Source organism: Patescibacteria group bacterium (assembly GCA_004297215.1).
Lineage (GTDB): Bacteria > Patescibacteriota > Patescibacteriia > UBA9934 > GWF2-40-263 > 2-01-FULL-63-20.
On record SCUM01000001.1, the window covers coordinates 487,255 to 508,625 of the forward strand.

At 63.7% G+C, this 21,371-nt stretch carries 13 protein-coding genes; all 13 read right to left on the reverse strand.

Translation table 11 applies throughout. The annotated features are described in order from the left end of the window. Positions 1 to 49: 49 nt before the first annotated feature. On the reverse strand, positions 50 to 9,553 hold the full coding sequence (locus EPO34_02505) for a hypothetical protein (GenBank protein ID TAK04006.1): 9,504 nt from the start codon (positions 9,551 to 9,553) through the stop codon (positions 50 to 52). 6 nt (positions 9,554 to 9,559) lie between these two features. Then, positions 9,560 to 10,156, reverse strand: a complete 597-nt coding sequence (locus EPO34_02510) for a hypothetical protein (GenBank protein ID TAK04007.1) — start codon at positions 10,154 to 10,156, stop codon at positions 9,560 to 9,562. A gap of 107 nt (positions 10,157 to 10,263) precedes the next feature. Continuing rightward, positions 10,264 to 11,193 (reverse strand): ribosomal RNA small subunit methyltransferase A, encoded by a 930-nt coding sequence (gene rsmA / locus EPO34_02515; protein TAK04008.1) that lies wholly within the window; start codon positions 11,191 to 11,193, stop codon positions 10,264 to 10,266. A gap of 73 nt (positions 11,194 to 11,266) precedes the next feature. Next, positions 11,267 to 12,208, reverse strand: coding sequence for an NAD-dependent epimerase/dehydratase family protein (locus tag EPO34_02520; protein ID TAK04009.1), 942 nt, complete (start codon positions 12,206 to 12,208; stop codon positions 11,267 to 11,269). A gap of 60 nt (positions 12,209 to 12,268) precedes the next feature. Next, a protein-coding gene (locus EPO34_02525) for a peptide chain release factor 2 (protein TAK04010.1) occupies positions 12,269 to 13,388 on the reverse strand; the annotation gives its coding sequence in 2 pieces (ribosomal slippage) (positions 12,269 to 13,321 and positions 13,323 to 13,388; 1,119 coding nt in all). 88 nt (positions 13,389 to 13,476) lie between these two features. Then, positions 13,477 to 13,809 carry a hypothetical protein gene (locus EPO34_02530; protein ID TAK04011.1) on the reverse strand — a complete coding sequence of 111 codons (333 nt, stop codon included), beginning with the start codon at positions 13,807 to 13,809 and terminating at the stop codon, positions 13,477 to 13,479. A gap of 153 nt (positions 13,810 to 13,962) precedes the next feature. Then, on the reverse strand, positions 13,963 to 15,660 hold the full coding sequence (groL, locus tag EPO34_02535) for a chaperonin GroEL (GenBank protein TAK04012.1): 1,698 nt from the start codon (positions 15,658 to 15,660) through the stop codon (positions 13,963 to 13,965). 3 nt (positions 15,661 to 15,663) lie between these two features. Next, a complete protein-coding gene (locus tag EPO34_02540) occupies positions 15,664 to 15,954 on the reverse strand; it encodes a co-chaperone GroES (protein TAK04013.1) in 291 nt (96 codons plus the stop codon). Positions 15,955 to 16,076: 122 nt separating this feature from the next. Beyond that, positions 16,077 to 17,066: a hypothetical protein gene (locus tag EPO34_02545; GenBank protein TAK04014.1), complete on the reverse strand. Its 990-nt coding sequence runs from the start codon at positions 17,064 to 17,066 to the stop codon at positions 16,077 to 16,079. A gap of 70 nt (positions 17,067 to 17,136) precedes the next feature. Then, entirely contained in the window at positions 17,137 to 18,408 is a 1,272-nt protein-coding gene (locus tag EPO34_02550; GenBank protein ID TAK04015.1) for an O-antigen ligase domain-containing protein, read from the reverse strand. Next, a complete protein-coding gene (locus EPO34_02555) occupies positions 18,392 to 19,306 on the reverse strand; it encodes a hypothetical protein (GenBank protein TAK04016.1) in 915 nt (304 codons plus the stop codon). Before EPO34_02555 ends, EPO34_02550 begins: the two co-directional genes overlap by 17 nt. 38 nt (positions 19,307 to 19,344) lie before the next feature. After that, positions 19,345 to 20,082, reverse strand: coding sequence for a YidC/Oxa1 family membrane protein insertase (locus tag EPO34_02560; protein ID TAK04017.1), 738 nt, complete (start codon positions 20,080 to 20,082; stop codon positions 19,345 to 19,347). Between the two features lie 6 nt (positions 20,083 to 20,088). Continuing rightward, positions 20,089 to 21,354, reverse strand: coding sequence for a transcription termination/antitermination protein NusA (gene nusA, locus EPO34_02565; GenBank protein TAK04018.1), 1,266 nt, complete (start codon positions 21,352 to 21,354; stop codon positions 20,089 to 20,091). Between the last annotated feature and the right edge of the window lie 17 nt (positions 21,355 to 21,371).

The following is a 21,371-nucleotide window of genomic DNA, read 5'->3' on the forward strand; positions in this document are numbered from 1 at the left end:
GCAACTGGCACAGCAGAAGCTGTGCCAGTTTTTTCATTAGGCGACCGCGTTAAGGCTGCACGATAACGTATCCATTGTAATTGACCCATGGATTATCATCCGGGCAGCCGGTACCACCAGGGCACTGCAAGGGACGGCACTCATTTTGACTAAGGCCACCCTGACTCTCACCGTCGTAACACTTATCCGATGCATCAACGCCACCGGGACAGACGCCTGTGCAATATCCCCAATTATCCTTCACGAACACGCGGGGCTGGAACACGCAGGCGCCGCCGGCCTCTGGCACCTGGCCGCCCGTGCAGGGGGCGTTCAGCAGGCGGCCGTTATCCGGATCGATGCGGCAGGTGCGACCGGCGGTTTCCAGGTCGGCCACGAGCGTCGCGCTGCAGCGGTAGTCGTGAGAGTAGGATCTGTACGTAGAATCGCATGCCCGCGGAGTGAGGCCGAAGTTTGCCGGGCTGCTCCCGCCGCAGATGGGTTCGCCGTCGCGCGTAGCGCCGCGGTGGTTCTTGTAGAAGTTCCCGTCGTCGGTGGAACCGCTCTGGCTGTCGGTGGGCCAGTCGGCAGGCCCGTTCCCAGGTCCAGGATGTCCGTCGCCCCAGTCCACCACGATGTTCTTGATGGGCATCTGGTTGGAATTCGCGTACGTATAGAAGCTCACGGCCACGTGCTGCCGGCCGTCGATGCCCTTCACGTTGCCGCCCGCGAGTTCGTTCACCGTGAAGGTGCCGGGCGACCCTTCTTCGCACGTGCTTCCCTCGCATTTCTCCACGGACGTCACGACGGGGACGGTGCCGGACTTATTCGAAAGGTCCAGATCATCCGACGTCGGGACGTATGCGCCGCCCGTTTCCCCGTCCGGATCGTCCTCAAAATCGTACTGGAATCGGTTGAACACCTTCGTGAAGAACCGCGAGATGCCGCTCTGCACGCTCACGCCGAATCCCGTAAGGCCGTTGTCAGGCGTCGGTGCGGCCGGATCGCTGCTCCCGACCGCCGCCAAACCCGCAAGCGTGGCCGACACCTCGCCATTTACCGCCTTCCGCTCGTCGCCGCTGCCATCGACCGCATCCAAATCCTCGAACGGCCGCGCGAGCGCGAACGGGAGCATCCCTTCCTTCAGCGCCGGACCCTGCGCGTACTCCCCTTCGCCTGGATATGTGCGCGCGCCCGCAGAGCAGGCGTCGGCCAATGCGGTCTCGTCCCCGACATTCAAACCGATCGTGCCTATTCCCCCTCCGGTTCCCGCCCCATCATCGTCCGCGCACACCGGCAGCGGCCAGCTATCGCTCCCGACGACGTTTCGAGCCATCGCGAATTCGCCCGTATCGGGATCGCGCACGAACATCTCGTCCAGCAATGCGCGGCCGGCCGGGGTGGGGATCGTCTCCGGCCCGTACGGGAACGCTTGCCCGCCGTACGCGTACGATGACGTGAATCCGCTGTCACTCCAGAGGTTGTCGGTCTGCGCCTTGTTATCGAGCCCCTTGCTGCCGGTGCCTGTGACCTGCACGAGCTCCTGACAGGCGTAGTAGGGATAGACGCTTCCGGTGACGAACGGCCCGTCGGACACGCATTCGTTCGCGTCGGAGAGGTCATCCACCGCCGAAGAGCCCAGGCAGATTGTCATGCAGATCCCGAAGGATGTCCCGCCCACCACGTACGCGGCCGGGTTGCTCGCACAGCTCGCAAGGCAGTCTGCGAGATTGTCCGTTGCGGCTCCTGTGCCCTCGATCCGGCAATCATCCTTCACGGCGCAGCGTTTGCCAGTGAGGTCGCAGTGCTTCACCTTCGCGCCCGGGGCGCGATGGGCGATCCCGTAGGATCCTTGCGGGTCATTTTGCAGTCTTTCGTCATTGTTGTTGTCATCCTTGGGCGTCCCGTTGTCCGTCTGCACCCACCCGTACCCTCCCGGTCCCCACCCGCGGCCAGGCATCCCGTCGAACGTGCGGATCCAGATCGGGTCATAGCCGGTGCCTGGCGTCATGGGCACGCCGCGCACCGAGCAGTCCGCGAGATATTGGAAATCCGACACGCTCCCCGGGCCATTTGCGATGTCCCCAAGGCCGTACACAGGCGTCTCGAACACGGACGTACCTAGCTTGGAATAATGCGCGAGGCAATCTTCTCCCGGGTTCGCCCCCGCCGCATGGTGAGAATTTTGGGGGATGCAGATGTACGGGCAGTCATCCGTGGGGCGCGTCTCGCTCACGGCTAACGGATCAGGGATGCGCGGCTGATCGAAATCCGATGCGTTGTTCCCCGCTTTGCAGAATGTGCCTTTGTCTTTGGTCTCATCCGAACTCCCACCGTTCCCTTTCTCGTCGCTGTCGCAATAACCAAGCATGGCCACATACCCGTCCGGACAGAACGCGTTGCGGATGCAGCCGGTGTCATCGTTATTTTTTTGCGGAGAGTGGGAATCATTCTTTTCCCCGTATGAACCAAAGTCGCAATAGCCGCCTGGCCCGGCTTCCGCATCGGACGCTGCGCACGCATAATCCACGCTCCGTGTATCAGGGTCGGGCGAAGTCGGAAGGCCTGTCGTAGAATCCAATTGCACGCCCAACGGCCACAAATCCGCATACACCGCCGTCTCCGCGCAGTAGTAGATTTCCCCGGTGGCGTCGGCCGGGCGCTCGAAGCCAGCTTCGATGGACTTGCCGAACAGGTCGGTGGCGCCGGAGAGCTGGTCCACGGGGAGCCAGGTGAGGCAAGAACGGTCGCTGGGATCCTGGCTTCCGAACAGCTGGAACGAGGAGTCGCGCTCGAGACAGTACCCTTCCCACCCGAGCAGGGTATCCTCGGCCGTGCGCTTGGAGCAGCTGCCCGGACGGAATCCGGCGCTCACGGGGTTTTCGGACGTCGGCGGAGTGCCGGAATCGCAATCGGCGTCGTATTCGCATTCCATCCCTTTCTTCTCCGGGTTGGTGCACACGCCCGTGGGCGGCGCATCGGCGCGATCCGTGCCGTAATACCTGGTGATGGCCCCGTCGCCGTACGTCACCTTCTGGTACGAACACAGGCAGTCGTCGCTCGTCGCCCACCCCGAGCCGGATGCGACGGGGGCGCAGGTGTTGCTGCCGGAAAACTGGGGGATGAACGTAACCGGGGTCGGCGGTTGGAGATGTTCGCTGTCCCCGGCATTGATGTCAGGGCTATGCACCGAGACGATCTTCCCGGCGTCGAACGGCGAGGTGGGTTCGGGGTATGCGCGGCAAGCCGTGGACTCGGCGGTGGTGAGCTGAAGCTTGGCAATGCCGGAGACGTCGGTGAGGCAGCTGTCGTTGTAGCAGGCTCCAAGCTTCGCCTTGGCGCTCGAGATGCACTGCTGCGTACCGGAACACGCGACGGAACCGTCGGGCGAACAGGTGTCATCGAGCGTCTTCAGCTGGTCCACGCACTTGAGGTCGTCACAGATGCGGAATCCGCTCGCCGTGCAATCCGCGTCGGTCACGCATCCGGCGTTGTTCGTGGCCTGGCAGAAGCCGAACACGCACGTGTCGTCGCTCACGGAGGAGGAACAATCGTTGTCCGTGACGCATCCCGCGTTGGAGTTCTTGCAGAACCCGACGGCGCACGAACCGCCGCGGCCCACGCCGCCCGTTCCCGCTTCTTGGCAGCTTCCGGCCACGTAGGCGAGGCGGAAATCCTCCGGGGCGTCTTCGCAGGTCGCGTCCGAGGCGCAGTCGTCGTCGGAGGCGCAGGCGATCTCGCGACCGACGATCGTGCCCGGAAGGGTGACGCCCAGGTCGAGGATGGGATTGAGATTGACGCCGCGGTTGGGGATATTGATGTTGACGGAGGGGGCGGAACCTTGGGCCGGGTTGCCGTCCGCATCCACGCACCACCTCCCCGGGTTCACGTTGACTTGCGACAGGAGGTCCATCGAAAGCTGGTTCGGGATGGCGTACCCGGAGTACTCGAGCCCGTTCCAGCTCACGTCGCGGCTTGTGTAGACGGCCTCATCGAGCGTGATGGGCTGCGGGTCCACGAACCCGGCGCAGGCGTTGTCGCCGGTGCCTTGCCCGCGCGTCTCGCACAGCGCCAGGCCGTCGCAGATGGTGCGGAAGGTGGACGTGTTGGGGTCCCAGCTCGCGTGCGAGCTCGCGCACTGCAGCCACTCCGCACAGTCGCGGTTGCGGTTCACCTTGATGACGTCGTTCGCGTCGTTCTTGAACGCGGCGTCGATGCTCACGGCGGCCACCGCGGTCCCGTCGCTGCCCTTGCCCGTGCGCAGGTCCACGCAGGTACCGGAAACGGCGTCGCCGCGGTCGTCTTCGAGCGACGGGCAGTCCGAGTCCACGAGGCAGGAACCGGCGTACTCGGCGGCGGCATCGGCCGTGGACGTGTCAGAATTCCCCACGGCGAGGTCGCGATCCGCGCCCACGGGATAGCGGCACCGACGGCTGCACAGCGCCTGCGGGTCCGGAAGGCCGGCGAGATTCGCGAGGTCGTACCCGGCGGAGGTCGCGGGGCAAGACACCGGGTCGCGCAGGTCGAACGGGCGGCCGCCGAACAGCACGTCGGCATGCTCGGAGGCCACGTAGCTTGGACCGGACGCGAACTTGAGCGACGGGTCGGTGACATTGCGGAACACGGCGCAGCCGAGCTTCTGGCTCACCTGGCCTTCGCAGCGTTCGCTGCCGGTAGCGGTATCGGAGAGCGCATCATTATCGAGGAAGGTGTACTGCACCCCCTGCGGATACGCGCCGTGGTCGGTGTCGGACGGGTCCACGAACGCGGTGCACAGGTCGTACTGGGAGCCGCACTCCCCCACCCAGCCTTCGTAGCCGGCGTCGCCGTTGCGCCGTATGCCGAACGTGTTGCCGCTGATCACGACGTCCTCGTCGCACGGGACGATCGTCCCCTTCACGAACCATCCCGAGGCGTTCTGGCCGCCCACCCTGATGTCGGTCTTGAACTCGCAGCGCTGGTCGAGGGGATCCTTGAAGTAGAAGTTGCCGTCCTTGGTGGAGGAGAACTCCTGGCAGAACAGGTCCTCGTGCCCGCACAGCACCTGGTCGTACGTGTCCGGGTCGTCGATCACGAACGCGCTCGTAAACGAGGTGACCGCGGTCTTGTCCTGATTGAACTTGGGAGTGCCCACTTCGGTGCAGCCCACGGCGGCCACGGAACACTGGTCGGAGCCGTCGTCCACGAGATAGAGCGGGGAGTCGTTGTACACGACGCGCGCCTCCGGGCCCATCGTCACGTTTGGCGTCCCCGGGGGGATCACGCCGTCAGCATCGAACAGGCAGAATCTCTTTCCCGGAGCGATCTGGCATGCCGTGCGGCCCTGCACCGCGCACGGGGTGAGGACGGACACGGCCGCGCCACCCGTCGCGACGCAACGCGCGTTAAAGGTCTGGCCGTACTCCGACTCCGACGCATGCGTGTCGAAGAACGCTTCGCAGCCCACCGCCTGCTCGCTGCACAGCCGGCCGAAGCGGTAGAACTCGTCGGTCGCGCCTGCGCGATCCGTGTACGCTTCGCAGCCGAGATAGAACTGCGGCGCGTTCTGGCCGTTGGGGGCCGTGTCGCAGGAGGCCGGGGTTACCCAGGAATCCTTGATGAGCGCGAGCGTGTCGTCGGCCATGGTGACCCGGACGTTATCCAGGAAGAACTCGGTGCCGCCGCTCACGGCCGTGAACTGCAGGGCGGACTGGTCGTCGAACCCGTCGATCGTGGAGGAATCGATGGGGCCGAGGGAGTACGGCCGCCAGTCCGTGGTGAGGTCGGCTGGGACGTCCGAAATCGGGGAGGGCGTTCCATCGACGGGGCGGAACGCCACGTTCACGTCGCCGGTGCCACGCGCGAAGAAACTCACGGTAAACGTCCTCCCAGGGACGACGTTCCCCACAAACGGGCTCACGCTCCCTTCAAGGGTGGAAGCCCCTGCCCCGGCGGCGGCGTTGCTCACGCGCAGCGAATGCCCGCCCGCGGAAACCGCGTCGTTGCTCACCGCGACCGTGGCGCTCCCCTGCGCGGTCCAGTCGGTCGCGCCGTTTTCCTCGAACGTCTCCTCAAGCACGGTGGCCACGTTGCGGCCCCCGCCGCCGGTGTAGGCGCGGCACCCCGCGGCAGAGGCGGGACATGAGCGCGATCGCGACGGCAGGCCGAAGTAATGGCATTCGCCGGAAGCGGTGAAGAACCCGCCCGTGACGAAACAGGTGTCCCGCGCCGCGGCGGGGTCGGAAACGAGCTGGGTCTTGCGGTACGGGTGGCAGCTCTCGTCCACGAACACCGTCTCGCTGAAGCGGCGGTAGTGGATGTCCCCGTCGCCGTCGTAGAATTCGCCGCAGTCGAGATCGGTGATGGTGTCGGAGTGCTCGTCGCACGCGGCGTCCGCGCGCGTCGCCGGATCCGCGTCGTCGCACCTGATCGAATTCGGGTCGTCCATCACCGTGGCCGTGCACGGCGCGTCGTCGCGATTGGACTTGAGCAGCTGCGTCGGGCGCAGCTGGAACCCCTGCGCCTGCGTGCCGGTCCAGGTGAAATAGGTGACGCGATCCGCCCCGGCTTGGACGGGGGTGGTGCACGCGCGCAAATCGGTGTAGTGCTCCACCGCTTCCCCGCCCGCGGCGAGCGTATCGAGGTTCGTGAACGCATCGCAGCCGACGTTTGCCTCGGAACAGGCCTGTGCGGTCGTCGGGATGAAATTCACCGGGAACGCGGAGGCCTCGTACTTGGTTTCCTCCTGCTTGAACGCGGCGTACCCCACGCACGCGGCCGGGCAGCGGTCGATGTCGGAGGCGACGGCCGAGACGGACGGGTCGCCGTCCTCGGGCCGGTAACGCTCGCACCCGACGTCCACGGCCGCGCACACGGGCGCGAAGCCGGCGCATTCCTTGGGATCCGTGGGCAATCCGCGGCAGTCGAGGTAGCTCGGCGGAACCTTGAGCGAGGCGACGGCCGCGTCCACGTTGCCGGCATACCCGTCGGTGAACGGCGTGGCGTTTTCTCCCCGTTCAAGTTGCACCGAGTCGAGCGTTGCGCCGGACGGGGCGCTGAACGAGACGCTCGCGAGCGCGTTTGCGGGGAGGCTGAACGTGCAGGTCGTCGCGGCGTACGCCGCCGAAAGATTCGGCGCGGCCTGCACCTGGTTGCGCGGGGCAGCGGCGCCGATCACGGCGCACCCGCGCGTGGAGACATTGGTGAGGTCGATCGCGACGCCGGCAAGGGTGGTGAGCGTGACCGTCCCGACGGCCGTGCCGCTCCCCTTCGCCTCAAAGCTCAAGGTATAGAAGGAATCCTTGGACAAGAACACGCCGGATTGCGAAATCGTCCCATTCGTCCCGGATCCGATCCCCACGGCATCGGACCCCTGATCGGCGCCGAGCGCATCGGAGTACGTGACGGCCGATCCGAGCTGCCAGCCTTCGACGACGGGCGGGCTCCCGGCCGTGCCGCGCTCGAAGCTCCCGTTCTGCAACAGGTTGAAGGTGACGTTTTCCGCGCGAAGCAGCCCGGCGCATCCGGCATCGTTGCCGTTGCAGGACTTCACGTCATTGTTGAAATACGCGCGATCCCTGAACGCGTCCTGGGCGGCGTCCTTGGCGGCGACCACGTACGTTTGGCCGGCGGGGAGGAACTCGAACGTGTCATCGGCCGTGTCCGACGCGGTCCCGTGCGTATCCGGGAACTTGTTCACCCTGGACCACAGGCAGCCGGCGTTCCCGGAGTTGCAGCCGGCGAAATCCACGGTGTTGAGCAGGAACCCGTTGCGCTGGTTCGTCTGCGTGTTCTGGAGCGCCAGGCACCCGGCGAAGTCGGCCGGACAGGCGTCGCCGCGGAACTGCCAGACGTTCTTCTCGCGCACGCAGTAGCCGAACCCGCCCGTGCACTCGCCGTCGGCGTTCTCGGACAGGCAGCTCGGGGTGTCTGCGCACACCGGGGCGCGCGCGCCGGAGTTCGCCGCCGCGAGCGTCTCGCCGTTCACGAACGCGCGGCACTGGGTGTCGGGATACTTGAGGATCCAATTTGGATCGATGAGGTGGCACCAGCGGTGCATGTCGTCGGCGGTCCCTGCGGCATTGCAGTCGTCAAACCCGGCGATCACGTCCTCGAGCTTCACCGTCTCGTTGGGCTTCACCTTCCCCGCCGCCATCTCCCAGCCGATGGGGAGGATGCGCGCCTTGCGCAGCTTCACCAGATTGCCGAAACAATAGGCGCTGTCCTTGCACAGGATGTCCTGGTTCTTGGGGTCGTCGGGTCGCACGAGCGGCCAATCCTTGTGGATGAACCGCTCCTCGATCGCCTGCGCGACCGTGAGCGGATTGTCCGTGGCTCCGCGCGAGACCGCTTGGAAGAACGGCTGGTCGATGACGCAATGGTTGGGTCCGCGCATGACCACCCCGCCCGTGGGACAGGTGATGAATTCGCCGAGGATGTTGTAGTTGTCGACCGACGTGGGCGTGACCGCGATCAGCTTGGAGAAGTGCTCCTGGGCCTGCTCGCGCGCGTTGCTGACCACGGCAAGCGAATCGAACGGATTGCTCGGGAGCTCCGGGGCCGGGAAGAAACCCTCGTAAAGCTGCTGCGTCCATTTGGAGCCGAGGGTGCTCGTGAACACGCCCACCGTATGCCAGAGCATCCCCCACCAGAACTGCGGGTTGGCCGCGATGAGCGCCGCCACCCGCTCCTGCTTCTTCTCGTCCTTGCCCACGTTGGCGTGCAGGAAATCCTCGCGCAGGAGGACGGCGGGGGTCTTTATCTGGCCGGTCACCACGTCGGTGACGTCCTTGAATCCGCCGTTGAACTCCCGGTCGAGCAGGTCGAGGGTGCGCTTCTTGTTGTATTCCTCGCGCGTGGAGAAGGCGAGGTCGATGGACATGGACAGCTCGTTCTGGCCCGGTCGCAGCCCCTGCGCAAACGCGGCGAGCACGGGGCCGGTGGGATCCTTGGCGAGTTCCGCGGCCGAAGAAAGGAAGCTATTCCAGTTCTTGCCAATGGAAAGGAAATCGCATTTGGGCTTCTGTACCGTGTAAGATGCCTTGATGCCCAACGAGAGCGCAAGCTTGAAACCGTCCGTAAGCAGGCCTGGGTTGCAGATGTCGAACTTGAAGCCGGTGAGCTCGCCGAACCCGGTGTTCAGGAAATCCATGGACCCCCCCACGATGTCGAGGCCGATCGGATTGTTCCCGGAATCGAGCGGGTCGAACACGTGGTAGAGCGGCTGGTCGCCCTTTCCGCCGCTTGCCACGAACAGGGCGGACTCGTACGCGAGGCGATCGAGCACGAACGACATGAAATCGAACAGGGCGAACACGATGTTCGCCTCTACGATCGGCTTGAGCATCCCCTTGTCCACGGTCTCGATGGAGGCCGCCGCATGTTCCGCGATGCACCCCTCGCTGTTACCGGCAACGACAGGACAAGGGACGGCTTTCAGCGCCGCCTCCGTTGCGGGCACGGCCGGACTGGACGCGCTTTCATCCGCATGCGCAGGAACGGCAAGGAAGAACCCGATGATCGAGACCGAACATACGATCGCGACCGCCCCGGCGACCCATCGGCTCAACGCTGGAATGCCTCCCGTTCTACGCATAACACGTTATGGGGCTGAGGGGGGGAGCACGTCCGTAAACTGCCCGGCGGCGACCGCGTCCTTCACGGTCTTGTCGAACAGGTCGCGCAACGCCTGGTCGTCCATGGAATCCACGGCTTCCTTGGGGAGCCCTGCCTGGATGAGCGCCGCGCGCAGCTCCTCCGGGGAGATGCTCTTGAAATACGCTTCGAGTTCCTCGGTGGAACGGAACGAGGTCGGGGCCGACGCGAGGATCGGGGCCTGCGGAGGCTCCGGCACCGCGATCGTCGCCGGGCGCGCGAATGCTTCGTACCCGCTCCCACGCCCGCATTCCTTGCCAAGCGGACAGTTGGGGTCGTTGCCAGCAAGCACCTCCGTCTTGTCGTCGATCCCGTCGGAGTCCGAATCCTTGAGGTAAGCGCTCGTGCGATAGACGTTCTGCTCGTCGTAATCGGACAGGCCGTCCTGATCGGTATCCCGGGACTTGGAAAGCTCGATGGACTTAGCTTCCTGCTGGCTCGGGGTCAGGTACCCGACGGCGCTTCGCGCCAGCTGCTCGTCGATGGGCCGATGGATGCTTGATCCGAAGGACGCGAGGCCGATGCCGGCCGCGGAAGCCCCCATGACGACAAGAAGGACAAAAGCGGTCTTTTGTTCCCGGGAGAGCGCCTGGAATTGACGAAAAAATTCACCCACGGGAACGGGATTCAAAACGGGATTCCCGTGCGGAATTATACCACATCAAGCGCCCGAGCGAGCGAAACCCATTCATCCACAGCGAGCGTCTCGGCTCGAGCCTTCGGATCGAGCCCGGCCTTCGACAGCATTTCCTTCACTTGTCCGGTCGTCCCATACCCTGCCGCGACCAGATTCCCGTGCAATTGCTTGCGCGGATGGGAGAAACCGGCTTTCGCGAGGCGTATCACCTTCTCCCTCGGCGCGACCCCCTCATGCTCCCCCTTTCCAAGGGGGAGATAGCTCGTTTCCGCTACCCTCCCCTTGGAAAGGGGAGGCATGGCGGGGTCTGTGCGCAGGTCGAGCCTCACCACCGCCGAATCCACCTTCGGAATCGGCCGGAACGCCCCGCGGGGCACGTTCGTCACCTTTCGGACGTCGGCGTACAGCTGACAGACGACGGACAAGAGCCCCATGTCTCCCGGCTTGGCCGTGATGCGGTCGGCCACCTCCTTCTGGACCATGAGCACCATTCGCGACGGCCGCGGCTCGTGTGCCAAAAACCGCTCGAGGATGGGCGAGGTGATGTGGTAGGGGATGTTGGCGACGAGCTTGAAAGCTCCACCCACGACCCCCTCATGCTCCCCCTTTCCAAGGGGGAGATAGCTCGCTTCCGCTACCCTCCCCTTGGAAAGGGGAGGCATGGTGGGGTCTGTGCGCAGGTCGAACTTGAGAGCGTCGCCTTCCACGAGCGTGATGCGGTCACCGAACCGTTCACGGAGTCCCGGAATCAGGTCGTGATCCGCTTCGATGGCGGTCACCTTGGCGCCGGCGTCGACAAGGGCCTGCGTGAGCACGCCGGTGCCGGGGCCGATTTCGAGCACGGCCTCGCCCAGGACGATCCCGGCAGCCGAAACGATCTTCCGCAGGACGGAGGCGTCCTGGAGGAAGTTCTGTCCGAATGATTTCTTGGCGCGAGGAAGCATAGTTTCCCTGGGACCCGGTCCCGGCTGAAGGCGAAAATTTCGGGTTTGAAAATTCCAAACTTCGTTTGGAATTTCATGCTTGAGATTTCAGATGCGTCCTCATCCATGCCACCGTCTTCGCGAGCCCCTCCTCGAGGCCGACGGCCGGTTCCCATCCGAGGACCCGTTTGGCGAGCGACGCGTCGAGCACGCTCCGGCGTTCCTCGCCGCGGACCTCCGGGCCCGAACCGATCTTCCCGCGATAACCCGTTTCGCGCCGCAGCAGCCGGACGATCCCGTTCACCGACGTCTCGCGGCCGGTCGCGATGTTGAATACCCCGTGCGCGGACGGCTTCATCGCGAGAAGGTTCGCCCTGACGACGTCATCGACGTACACGAAATCCCGGCTCTGCTTGCCGTCGCCGTACACGACCGGCGTCTTCCCGGCGAGCATCTGGCGCGCGAACACGCTCACCACCCCCGCTTCGCCTCGCGCGCCTTGCCTGGGACCATAGACGTTGGCGTACCGCAGCGCCACGTACGGCAACCCATGCGTATGGCACACGCTGTGCAGGTAGAGCTCGAACGCGAGCTTGGAAACCCCGTAGGGGGAACGCGGCAGGCTCGGGACGTTCTCGGGGGTCGGGATGACCTTGAGCCCGTGATAGATGGCGCCGCCCGAAGAGGAGAAGACGAGCCTCTTCGCCTTGGCGCGCACGCACCCCTCCAGCACCCGCAACCCGCCGATCACGTTCACGCGCGCATCGCGGATCGGCTCGCGCACCGACACCCGCACGTCGATCTGCGCGGCCATGTGGAACACGACGTCGGGCTTGAGCTTCTCGATGAGCGCGGAAACCTTCGGGCTCTCGACGGAGAGCCTGAAGAAGGTCGCGTTCGGGTTCAGGTTGTCCCGCCGCCCGAGGGAGAGGTCGTCGATGACGTACGTCTTGATGCGGCGTCGGATGAGGGCGTCCGAGAGGTGCGACCCGATGCACCCGGCGCCTCCGGTGACGAGCGCGCGTTTGTATCTCATAGTTCGTAGTGCGTAGGTGGTAGTGCGTAGGTGGTAGGACGAAATCCTACGCACTACGTACTACCCCCTACCCCCTTTTAATTCCAGCTGCAAATAGGCTTCCATGAACGGCTCAAGCTCGCCGTTTAGCACTCCCTCGGCGTCGCTCGTCTCGTACCCGGTGCGGTGGTCCTTCACCAGCTTGTACGGATGCAGCACGTAGGAACGGATCTGGTTGCCCCATTCCGCGCTCTGGTAGTCGCCGCGCAGCCCCGCCTCCTTGGCCCGGCGCTCTTCCTCCTGCCTGGCCACGAGCTTTCCCATCAGGATCTTCATGGCGGTCTCGCGGTTCTGCTTCTGGCTGCGCTCGTTCTGGCACTGCACCGTGATGCCGGTCGGGACGTGCACGATGCGCACCGCGGAGTACGTGGTGTTCACGCTCTGGCCGCCCTTCCCTCCCGACATGAACGTGTCGATGCGCAGGTCCTTCTCGTCGATCTTGATGTCGGGCAGCTCGTCGAGCTCCGGCACGGCCTCGACGAGCGCGAAGGTGGTGTGGCGCATCTTCTCGGCGTCGAACGGGGAAATGCGCACGAGGCGGTGCACGCCGTGCTCGGACTTGAGGTAGCCGTACGCGTGCCGGCCCGTGATGCGGAAGGTGATGCTCTTGAAGCCGACGTCGCCCCGGCTCTCGTCGAGCACGTCCACCTCGAAGCCCTTGGCTTCGGCGAAACGCATGTACATGCGGAACAGCATCGCGCTCCAATCGTTCGCCTCGGTGCCGCCGGAGCCGGCATGGATGGACAGGATGGCGTTGCTGCCGTCGTAGGGCCCGGAGAACAGCACGGCGAACTCCATCTTGGCGAACCGCTCCTCGAACCCCTTGAGTGACGCGGCGATCTCGTCGCGCATCCCCCCCTGCCCTGAGCTCGTCGAAGGGTCCGCGTCGGCGAGCTCCGCGACGTCCTTCAGGTCGGAAATCTCCTTCAAGAAGGACTCCCAGGATCCCACTTCGCCCCGCAGGTCCGCCGCGCGCTTGCCCACCTTGCGCGCGTGCTCCTGGTCGCTCCAAAAATCCGCCGATTCCATCTCGGCTTCGAGCGCCTTCACCTCCGTCTTGACCGTATCGAGGTCAAAGCAACCCCCACGTGCGCAGGACGCGCTCGCGGAGGGCTTCGATCTGGCGGATGAGGTCTTTCATATCGAGAGGTCGTAAAGGTGGTAAGGGTCGTAAAGGTGTTGGAATCTTTTTTAAAAAATTTCCTTCACCTTTATCACCTTTCAAACCTTTACAACTTTATCGTCTTCGCGAACTTCCCCAGCACGGGCATCTCCCACTGCTTCCCGTTGTACGCGTTCACCATCCCGAGGATCATCAGGCAGAACAGGGCGAGGGAACCGAAGAGCCACACGACCGGTCCGATGGGCGGCACCGCGATGCCGGCCCACAGGAGGATGAGGGCGATGAGCAGCACGAGCCCTTGCTTGCCATGGAACCGGGCGAACGGACTGTCCTTCGCGAGGAGCAACGGGACGAGGCACAGGATGCCGAGATAGCCGATGGCGGCAATGGCGCGGTTCTCCTGCGCGTCGTCGATGGGTTGTTTGGCTGAGTCTGACACAGCGGATGAAGCATAAGGTAAAACATGAAATCGTGAAAGGATGTTGAAAGACATGTGAAGGAATGAAAAACGAAACGGTTTCACCCGTTTCGCCTTTCACACGTTTTCACGTGTCCGTTCAAGATTTCAAGTTTTCACGTTTCAAGTTTTCTCCTAGTACATGTCTCCCATCCCGCCTCCATGGCCCCCATGGCCGCCGGACGATTTCTCTTCCTTGGGAATCTCGACGACCGCGCATTCGGTGGTGATTACCATGATGGCAGCCGAAGCGGCATTCTGAAGTGCCGAACGTGTGACCTTAGCTGGATCAATAATGCCGGCAGCAATCATGTCTTCGTACTCGTCCTTTGCCGCGTTATAACCGATATTCTCATTTTTGAACTGTTCCTGTTCTTTTTGAATTCGTGCAAAAACGACTTCACCGTTTTGCCCGGCATTTTCTGCAATGATTTTCAATGGAGCCACCAAAGCAGCGAGCAGAGTCAAGACACCGGTCCCTTCCGCATTTCGTTTAATCGATTGTATGGGATCTGTGTCTGATGCCACCGGTTTAAAGTAGTGCGGCAGTAGATTGAAAGCGGTGCGCATCCCCGCAATCATCAGAGCAATGCCACCACCAGGAACGATGCCTTCTTCTACGGCCGCTCTGGTCGCGGACACAGCATCCTCAATTCGATGTTTTTTTTCTTTCATCTCGGTCTCGGTCGCTGCACCAACCTTGATAACGGCAACGCCACCCGACAGTTTTGCTGCACGTTCAAGCAATTTTTCTTTGTCGAAATCCGATTCTGTCTGCTTAATCTGAGCGCGGATGGCCGCGATACGATCCTCAATCGCTTTTTTATCTCCCGCACCACCAACAATGGTGGTATTTTCCTTAGTCGACACCACCTTGGACGCATGACCGAGGTCTGCAAGTGTTGCTGTTTCAAGTTTTATCCCGAGTTCATCAGAAATGAGCTTGCCGCCAGTCAAAATTGCAATGTCCTCGAGCATGGCCTTGCGGCGATCACCGAACCCAGGTGCTTTAATCGCAAGGGCCATGAACGTACCGCGCAATTTGTTTACAACAAGAGTCGTTATTGCCTCCCCATCCACATCTTCAGCAATGATGACAATCTCCTTTTTGCCAGACTGAGCAACTTTTTCAAGCAAAGGAAGGACGTCCTGTACCGAAGAAATCTTTTTATCAGTGATAAGAATGTGTGCGTCGCGGAAATCAGCCTCCATACGATCCGCGTTGGTAATCATGTAGGGGCTGACATACCCACGGTCGAACTGCATCCCTTCGACAACATCAACTTCTACGCCAAACGACTGTGATTCCTCGACAGTAATCACACCATTCTCCCCTACTTTCTTCATAGCCTCGGCAATCATCTTGCCGATCTCGGCATCGTTCGCTGAAATGCTGGCCACCTTTTCAATCGAGTCACCTGCAATCGGTTTTGCCAGTTTCTTAATTTCTGCAACAACTGCCTCAGTCGCTTTTTCTACCCCACGTCGAATACCATTTGCATCAGTTCCGGCAGCAATATTTTTCAAACCCTCAGCGATAATTGCCTGTGCAAGCACCGTCGCCGTCGTCGTGCCGTCGCCGGCCACATCGTTGGTCTTGCTTGCCACCTCTTTGACCAGTTCCGCGCCCAAATTCTCGGCCTTGTCCTCAAGGTCGATCTCCTTGGCCACCGTCACTCCGTCCTTAGTGACCATCGGCGCGCCAAAACCGCGATCAAGCACCACGTTACGACCCTTAGGCCCCAAAGTCACCTTGACCGCGTTCGCGAGCTTGTCCACGCCGCGCTTGAGCGCCGCGCGCGCCTCCTCGTTGAAGATGATCTGCTTTGCCATAGGTTATTCGATCACCGCCATCACGTCGTCGGCCTTGATGACGAGGTACTCGTCCTTGCCGACCTTCACCTCGTCCGGCGCGTACTTCTTGAACACCACCTTGTCGCCCGCCCTCACCTCCATGGCGGCGCGCGACCCGTTCTCGAGCAGCTTGCCGGGGCCCGCGGCGATCACTTCGCCCCGTTCCGGGCGTTCCTTGTCCACGGTGTCGGGAATGATGATGCCGGAGGCGGAAGTCTCCTCCTTGGAGGAGGCTTTCACGATGAGGTGGTCGCTGAGCGGACGGAGGTTCATAGGGTTTAGCAGTCGAATATTTTGAGTGCTAATGCCGGCATCTTGAAGAAAACGGGGGGGGATGTCAAGGGATGAAAAAAGCCCTGGCGAACCAGGACTTCGTGACGGGCGCGCAGCGTGCGTCAGCCGATCTTGATCTTGCGTCCGCCCGGCGGAAGCGGATCGGGGCAGAAGGAACGGTCGGTGACGAAGACGGAACAGGCGTCGAACGCCTGGTCGCGGGCGGCGGTCACGGATGCGACGAGGAGATTCATCGGGTCGTCCTTGTCTTTCGACGGGATGAAGACGGACGCCTGCCTGATCCCCGACCGGTCCATCAGTCCTTTCAGGATCCCGACGGCTTCCGCGTCCCAGTCCCATGCCGACGGACGTGCCGCCATCTGGTTGACGTCGGCTCCCAGGCGGATCTTGCGTTCACGAAACCCCGTCGGGTCGTCATGGAACGTGGCCGCGTCCCCGTCCAAGACGAGGACCGCTTCGGCGTGGATCGTCCTGCTCACCTCAAAATCGTCATGGACGGCCACGGCCCGGTCGAACTCCTCGCAGGTTTCCCGCTCGAGGAAAGCGATGGCCGACAGCCCCATCTCCCGCACGAAGGCGCGCGCCTGCTCCGCCTTCTTGCCGCGCGCGCATTCCTCGAACAGGAGCATGATGGCCGCGTCCACGGTCGCCTCTCGCTCCTGGGAGCGCGTCGCCATGGTGGCGCGATGCTCGGTCCCTTCCAGCGCGACGAGCACGAGGCCCGACCCGATGACCTTGACCGGGCCGTAGAGCACGCGCCGGTCGGCATCGGCGTCCTGGAGCATCCGCACGCCGGCGGACCCGAACGCCTTCTCCGTGTCGACGAAACGCCGGAGCTCCCTGGAACGCGCGTTGGGCGTCACCTGGTCCCAGATCATCTTCGCGCGCGACGCCGGATCCTGCATGGGCGGCGCGAAGTGCAACAGCGTCTCGAGGAACGCGCCATCGAGCGCGCCGCGCTCGCAGGCGAATGCCAGGCGGCCGCGCAGGTCATGCGTGCCCATCCTGCAGGCGAGGGCGGCCATCCTGTTGGCGCGATAGGCGTCGCGCAACTCGGTCATCGAACGGGAAAAGGGGGAAAGATCGGACATCGGATGCCTCCTTGGTTGCCCGCCAGGCATTGGTCGGGACGACAAAATCTACCAAGCCGGACCCGACGCGTCAACCTTTCCCCCGTACGACCGAGGCGCCCGCCACGGCGGCGAGCGACAGCCCGGCCCAGAGGCTCCACAGGTAATGGTCGAACAGGCCAAGGGTGATGAGCAAGACGGTTCCGGAGAGGGCAAAGACGCGTTCGGAGCGGACGTGGATTCCGTTCACCGCCTTCCATCCGCGACGCAAGAACGGAAGGGAGGCGAACAATCCTACGAGGCCCACCTCGACGAGATACAAGAGGAATGCGTTATGGACCGGCTGATATTCGTACGCCGGCGCGCCGGGTCGGAACGTGGAAAGCGCGAGGGTGTAGAGCGACGGGCCCACTCCGGTGACCGGGCTGATCGCAAAGGCCTCGGGAGCCTCTCGGTACGAAGCCGAACGCTCGGCGAGCGAACGGGCCTCGAGGCGCGCGCCGGGAGTGAAGCGCGTAAAAAGCTGGGTGTGGAACACGAGCATGGTGATGACGAGCGCCAGCAGCGATGCCCAGATGAGCGGCAGCCCGGCGTGCGCGCGAAGGCGGCCGTGCCACATGAGCGCCGCGACCACGAACCCGAGCGAAAGCGCCGCGGCAAGCCAGGCACCGCGTGAGAAGGTGATGACGAGCGTCGCGGCGAGGAGCATGGCGGGCAACGCGAGATGGTGTCGGCGCGCGTGGTCGCGCAAACGCGACGCGAGGACGGCCAGGGCCCAAAGCCCGACAGCCAAAAATCCACCGAACACGTTCGGATGCGGGAACGGGCCGTAGGCGCGCAGCGTGCGCTCCCCTGCCGCCGACTCGACGACCGACTGCCCGAGCGTCGCGGCATCATGACCGGCAAGCCCGAGCCATTTCTGCGGGAATGACGAGCCGGCAATGACCTGGTCCCAGCCGAGCAACGCCGCGGGGATGAGCCCGACGACGAATGCCGTGAGCGCCTGCGTCGCGTCCGTGCGTTCGTCGAGCAGGAGCAGGAACAGGAGCGCGGCCATGGCGGCATGGAAGGTGGCGCCTAGCGCGACCGCGGGGATGGGCGTGAAGACGGACGAGAACGCGCAGGCGAGGAGGATCCACGAGAGCGGGATCGCGAATCGCGACCTGTCGCCGAGCCGAAGACGGCCGTAGAGCGCGGCGGAGGCGAGCACGAGCAGCTCCGCGGCGTAGAGGGAGACGGTGCCGTACTCCCAGGGGAGACCGTCCATCTTTCCGGATACGACGATCCAACGCGTCTGCCAAGGAAGCAGCACGAGGGCGAGCAGGAGGGCGAAGCGCCCGAGGCGTTCACGCGTCATAGGCATAGGTCCGGCAAAGGGCCATCCATCGGTCGCGGTATTCCGCACGGCGGTCGTTTTCGTGGAACTTGAGCATCTCGTCGTTCACCACCACGCGGGAGTCGCGGTTCATGAGGGTGCGCAGGGAGTGCGGGAGGCGGCGGAGTTGGATCCAGCGGGCCAGACGCTCGACATGTCCACCACGTCCAACACCCGGTGTTGGACGTGTCGTTTCCTTAGGAAAACCAGGGTTCTCAAGATCTCGATTTTCAAAATCGCCAGGTTTTTTACAAAAACTGGAATTCCCAACACCAGGTGTTGGGTCCTGTGAACGGACATCTCCGTACACCGTCCGCAGCGACCGGATCCACACCTCCAGATACGGATCCCCTCCCGGCAAAGCGAGCGTCTCGAGGGCGGGCGCGGCCGTGGACGCGAAGAAGCTGAAGCAGAACGGGTCGCGCGCGCCGTCTTCGGGCCTCTGGCGCAGGATCGCGAATGGCGTGACGCACATGAGCCGCGCGGTCCAGGTAAGCCCCGGCATCGTGCGTACGAACAGGTCGATGTCGCTCTCCGGCCGCGTATGCATGAACGCGAGCGTGTTCGCGGCCGCGACGGCGCGCACGCCCGGGACACGACGAAGGAATCGGACGGCGCGGCGAAGGGCACGCATCTTGCGCAGCGCGTCACGACGACGCGCGTGGCGCGTACGCGCGAGCGCCACGGCGTCAGTGCCCGGAAGCGCATGGAAGCCGTCCTTAGACGGGTATCCCCCGCCCCGTAGCGCGGCATCGACCTCGTCGAGGGACGGCTTCTCGCCCGTGACGAACAACCATTTCCAGGTCTCGAACGCCGTGGGGGCGTAGTCAAAAAGCGAAAACCAAGCGAGGGTCCGGAGAATGGCCTTGTGGAGCGCTTCGTCCATAAACGCAAAGGATGCCCGTCTGGGGCATCCTACATGCTTCATCCGATGACCTCCACTGCGGCTGGTTTCTTCTTCCGGAACGCGACCATCTGCTGTCCGATCGACACCAGCGTGTTCGTGATCCAGTACAGGAGCAATCCGGCCGGCAACCCGGCGCCGATCACGGCGGTCATCACCGGCATGGTGTACTGCATGGACTTGTTCATGGCCGCCAGCATGTCCTCGTCCTTGGCCCCTTCCGGCACGGGCTTCTTGACTCGGGTCGCCGTGAGCATCCGCATCTGGGCGAAGGTGGCGAGTCCGGTGACGAGCGCGAGCGGGACGTTCTTCTTGGTAAGGTCGAGGATGCCGAGGAAGGTCTCGTTGATTCCCCCTGGATTGGGCACGAAGGAGTACAGGTTTGAGAACCCTTCGGTCGTGAGGCCGGACTGGAGCACGGCATACAGGGCGAACAGCACCGGCAGCTGCACGAGCACCGGCAGGCAGGAGGAAAGCGGGTTCACCTTCTCGCTCGCGTACAACGCGATCACCGCCTTGCCGAACGCGTCCTTATCGGCCCCGTGAGCCGCCTTGAGCGCGTCGATCTTGGGCTGCAACTCCTGCAGCGCTTTCTGGGACAACAGGGAGGAGTGGTTGAGCGGCCAGAACACGAGCTTCACGAGGATGGTGAGCGCGATAATCGCGAGCCCCATGTCGTGCCCGGGAATGATGTCGTACAGCCCGATCAACAGGTTGTAGAGCGGCTGATAAAGGACGGCGTGCAAGAGACCTCCCATAGGATGTCAGGAGTTAGTCGTCGGGAGTGGGGAGTCGGTAGGCTCGACGACCGGTTCAACGGTCGCCGTTTCCAACGCGGCCTCGGCCACGACTTCGGGGGCCGGCTTCCCAGCTTCTACGATGTTGATCTTCCAACCCGTGAGGCGGGAGGCGAGGCGCACGTTCTGTCCGCCGCGGCCGATCGCGAGGGAGAGCTGGTCGGCGTCCACGTGCACGGTGGCCGTCTTCGACCCCTCGTTGAGGTCGACCCCTTTTACCTTCGCCGGCGAGAGGGAATGGGGGATGAACCTGATCGGGTCGGCGTTCCATTCGACGATATCCACCTTTTCCCCGCCCAGCTCCGAGATGACGGTCTGGATGCGGGTGCCGCGCTGGCCGATGCACGCGCCGATCGGGTCTACCGCGTCGTCGCCGCTCGACACCGCCACCTTGGAGCGGCTGCCGGCCTCGCGCGCGATGGCGTTGATCTTCACCGTCCCTTCCCCTACCTCCGGGATCTCCACCTCGAACAGCTTGCGCACGAGCTCCTCCGACGCGCGGGAGAGCAGGATCTCGGGGCCGCGCGTGGTAAGGGAGACCTGCTTCACGAACACCTTGATGCGTTCGCCCGAATTGTACCGCTCGCTCGAGACCTGGTCCTCCGGGCGCAGCACGCCCGTGGTGCGGCCGATGTCCACCAGCACGATGCGTCCTTCGCGGCGCTGCACGGTGCCCACGATCACCTTCCCCTCATGCTCCTTGAACTCGCTGAACACGATCTCGCGCTCGGCCTCGCGCAGCTTCTGGGTGATGACCTGCTTGGCGGTCATGGCCGCCATGCGGCCGAACTCCCCGGCCATGGGCATCTCGGTGCGCAGGACGTCGCCGACCTGCGCGCCCATCTTGAGCACGCGGGCCTCGGAGATCATGATGTCGGTCTTGGGGTTGAAGCGCGGCAGGCCCTCCTCGTCGATGCTCACCGAAGAGATGACCTCGCCGCGGGCGCGCGCCTCGCGGATGCGCTCGGTGAGCGCCTCGATGCGCGCCTTGCGCTCGAGCTCCGCGCGCTCGAGCTCCTCCGGGTCCACGTCCTCGACCACGGTCTTCACGTCGAACACCCGCGTCTCGCCGGTCTCGGGGGAGAATTCCGCCTCGACGTTCATGTTCTTGTCGCCGAAGTCCTTGCGGTACGCGGCCGCGAGCGCGGACTGGATCGCGTCGATGACCGCCTCGTACGCGAGCCCTTTTTCCTCGCAGATCTGACGGATGGCTTGTTCGATGGGAGAAGGCATAGTGAGGAGGCATGAAG

Bases quoted from the DNA above. Each gene is read 5' to 3' on its own strand.
- EPO34_02540 (TAK04013.1), bottom strand. From the start codon at position 15,954: ATGAACCTCCGTCCGCTCAGCGACCACCTCATCGTGAAAGCCTCCTCC.
- EPO34_02550 (TAK04015.1), bottom strand. From the start codon at position 18,408: ATGCCTATGACGCGTGAACGCCTCGGGCGCTTCGCCCTCCTGCTCGCC.
- EPO34_02520 (TAK04009.1), bottom strand. From the start codon at position 12,208: ATGAGATACAAACGCGCGCTCGTCACCGGAGGCGCCGGGTGCATCGGG.
- EPO34_02555 (TAK04016.1), bottom strand. From the start codon at position 19,306: ATGGACGAAGCGCTCCACAAGGCCATTCTCCGGACCCTCGCTTGGTTT.
- rsmA (TAK04008.1), bottom strand. From the start codon at position 11,193: ATGCTTCCTCGCGCCAAGAAATCATTCGGACAGAACTTCCTCCAGGAC.
- EPO34_02560 (TAK04017.1), bottom strand. From the start codon at position 20,082: ATGGGAGGTCTCTTGCACGCCGTCCTTTATCAGCCGCTCTACAACCTG.
- nusA (TAK04018.1), bottom strand. From the start codon at position 21,354: ATGCCTTCTCCCATCGAACAAGCCATCCGTCAGATCTGCGAGGAAAAA.
- EPO34_02510 (TAK04007.1), bottom strand. From the start codon at position 10,156: ATGGGGGCTTCCGCGGCCGGCATCGGCCTCGCGTCCTTCGGATCAAGC.
- EPO34_02505 (TAK04006.1), bottom strand. From the start codon at position 9,553: ATGCGTAGAACGGGAGGCATTCCAGCGTTGAGCCGATGGGTCGCCGGG.
- groL (TAK04012.1), bottom strand. From the start codon at position 15,660: ATGGCAAAGCAGATCATCTTCAACGAGGAGGCGCGCGCGGCGCTCAAG.
- EPO34_02545 (TAK04014.1), bottom strand. From the start codon at position 17,066: ATGTCCGATCTTTCCCCCTTTTCCCGTTCGATGACCGAGTTGCGCGAC.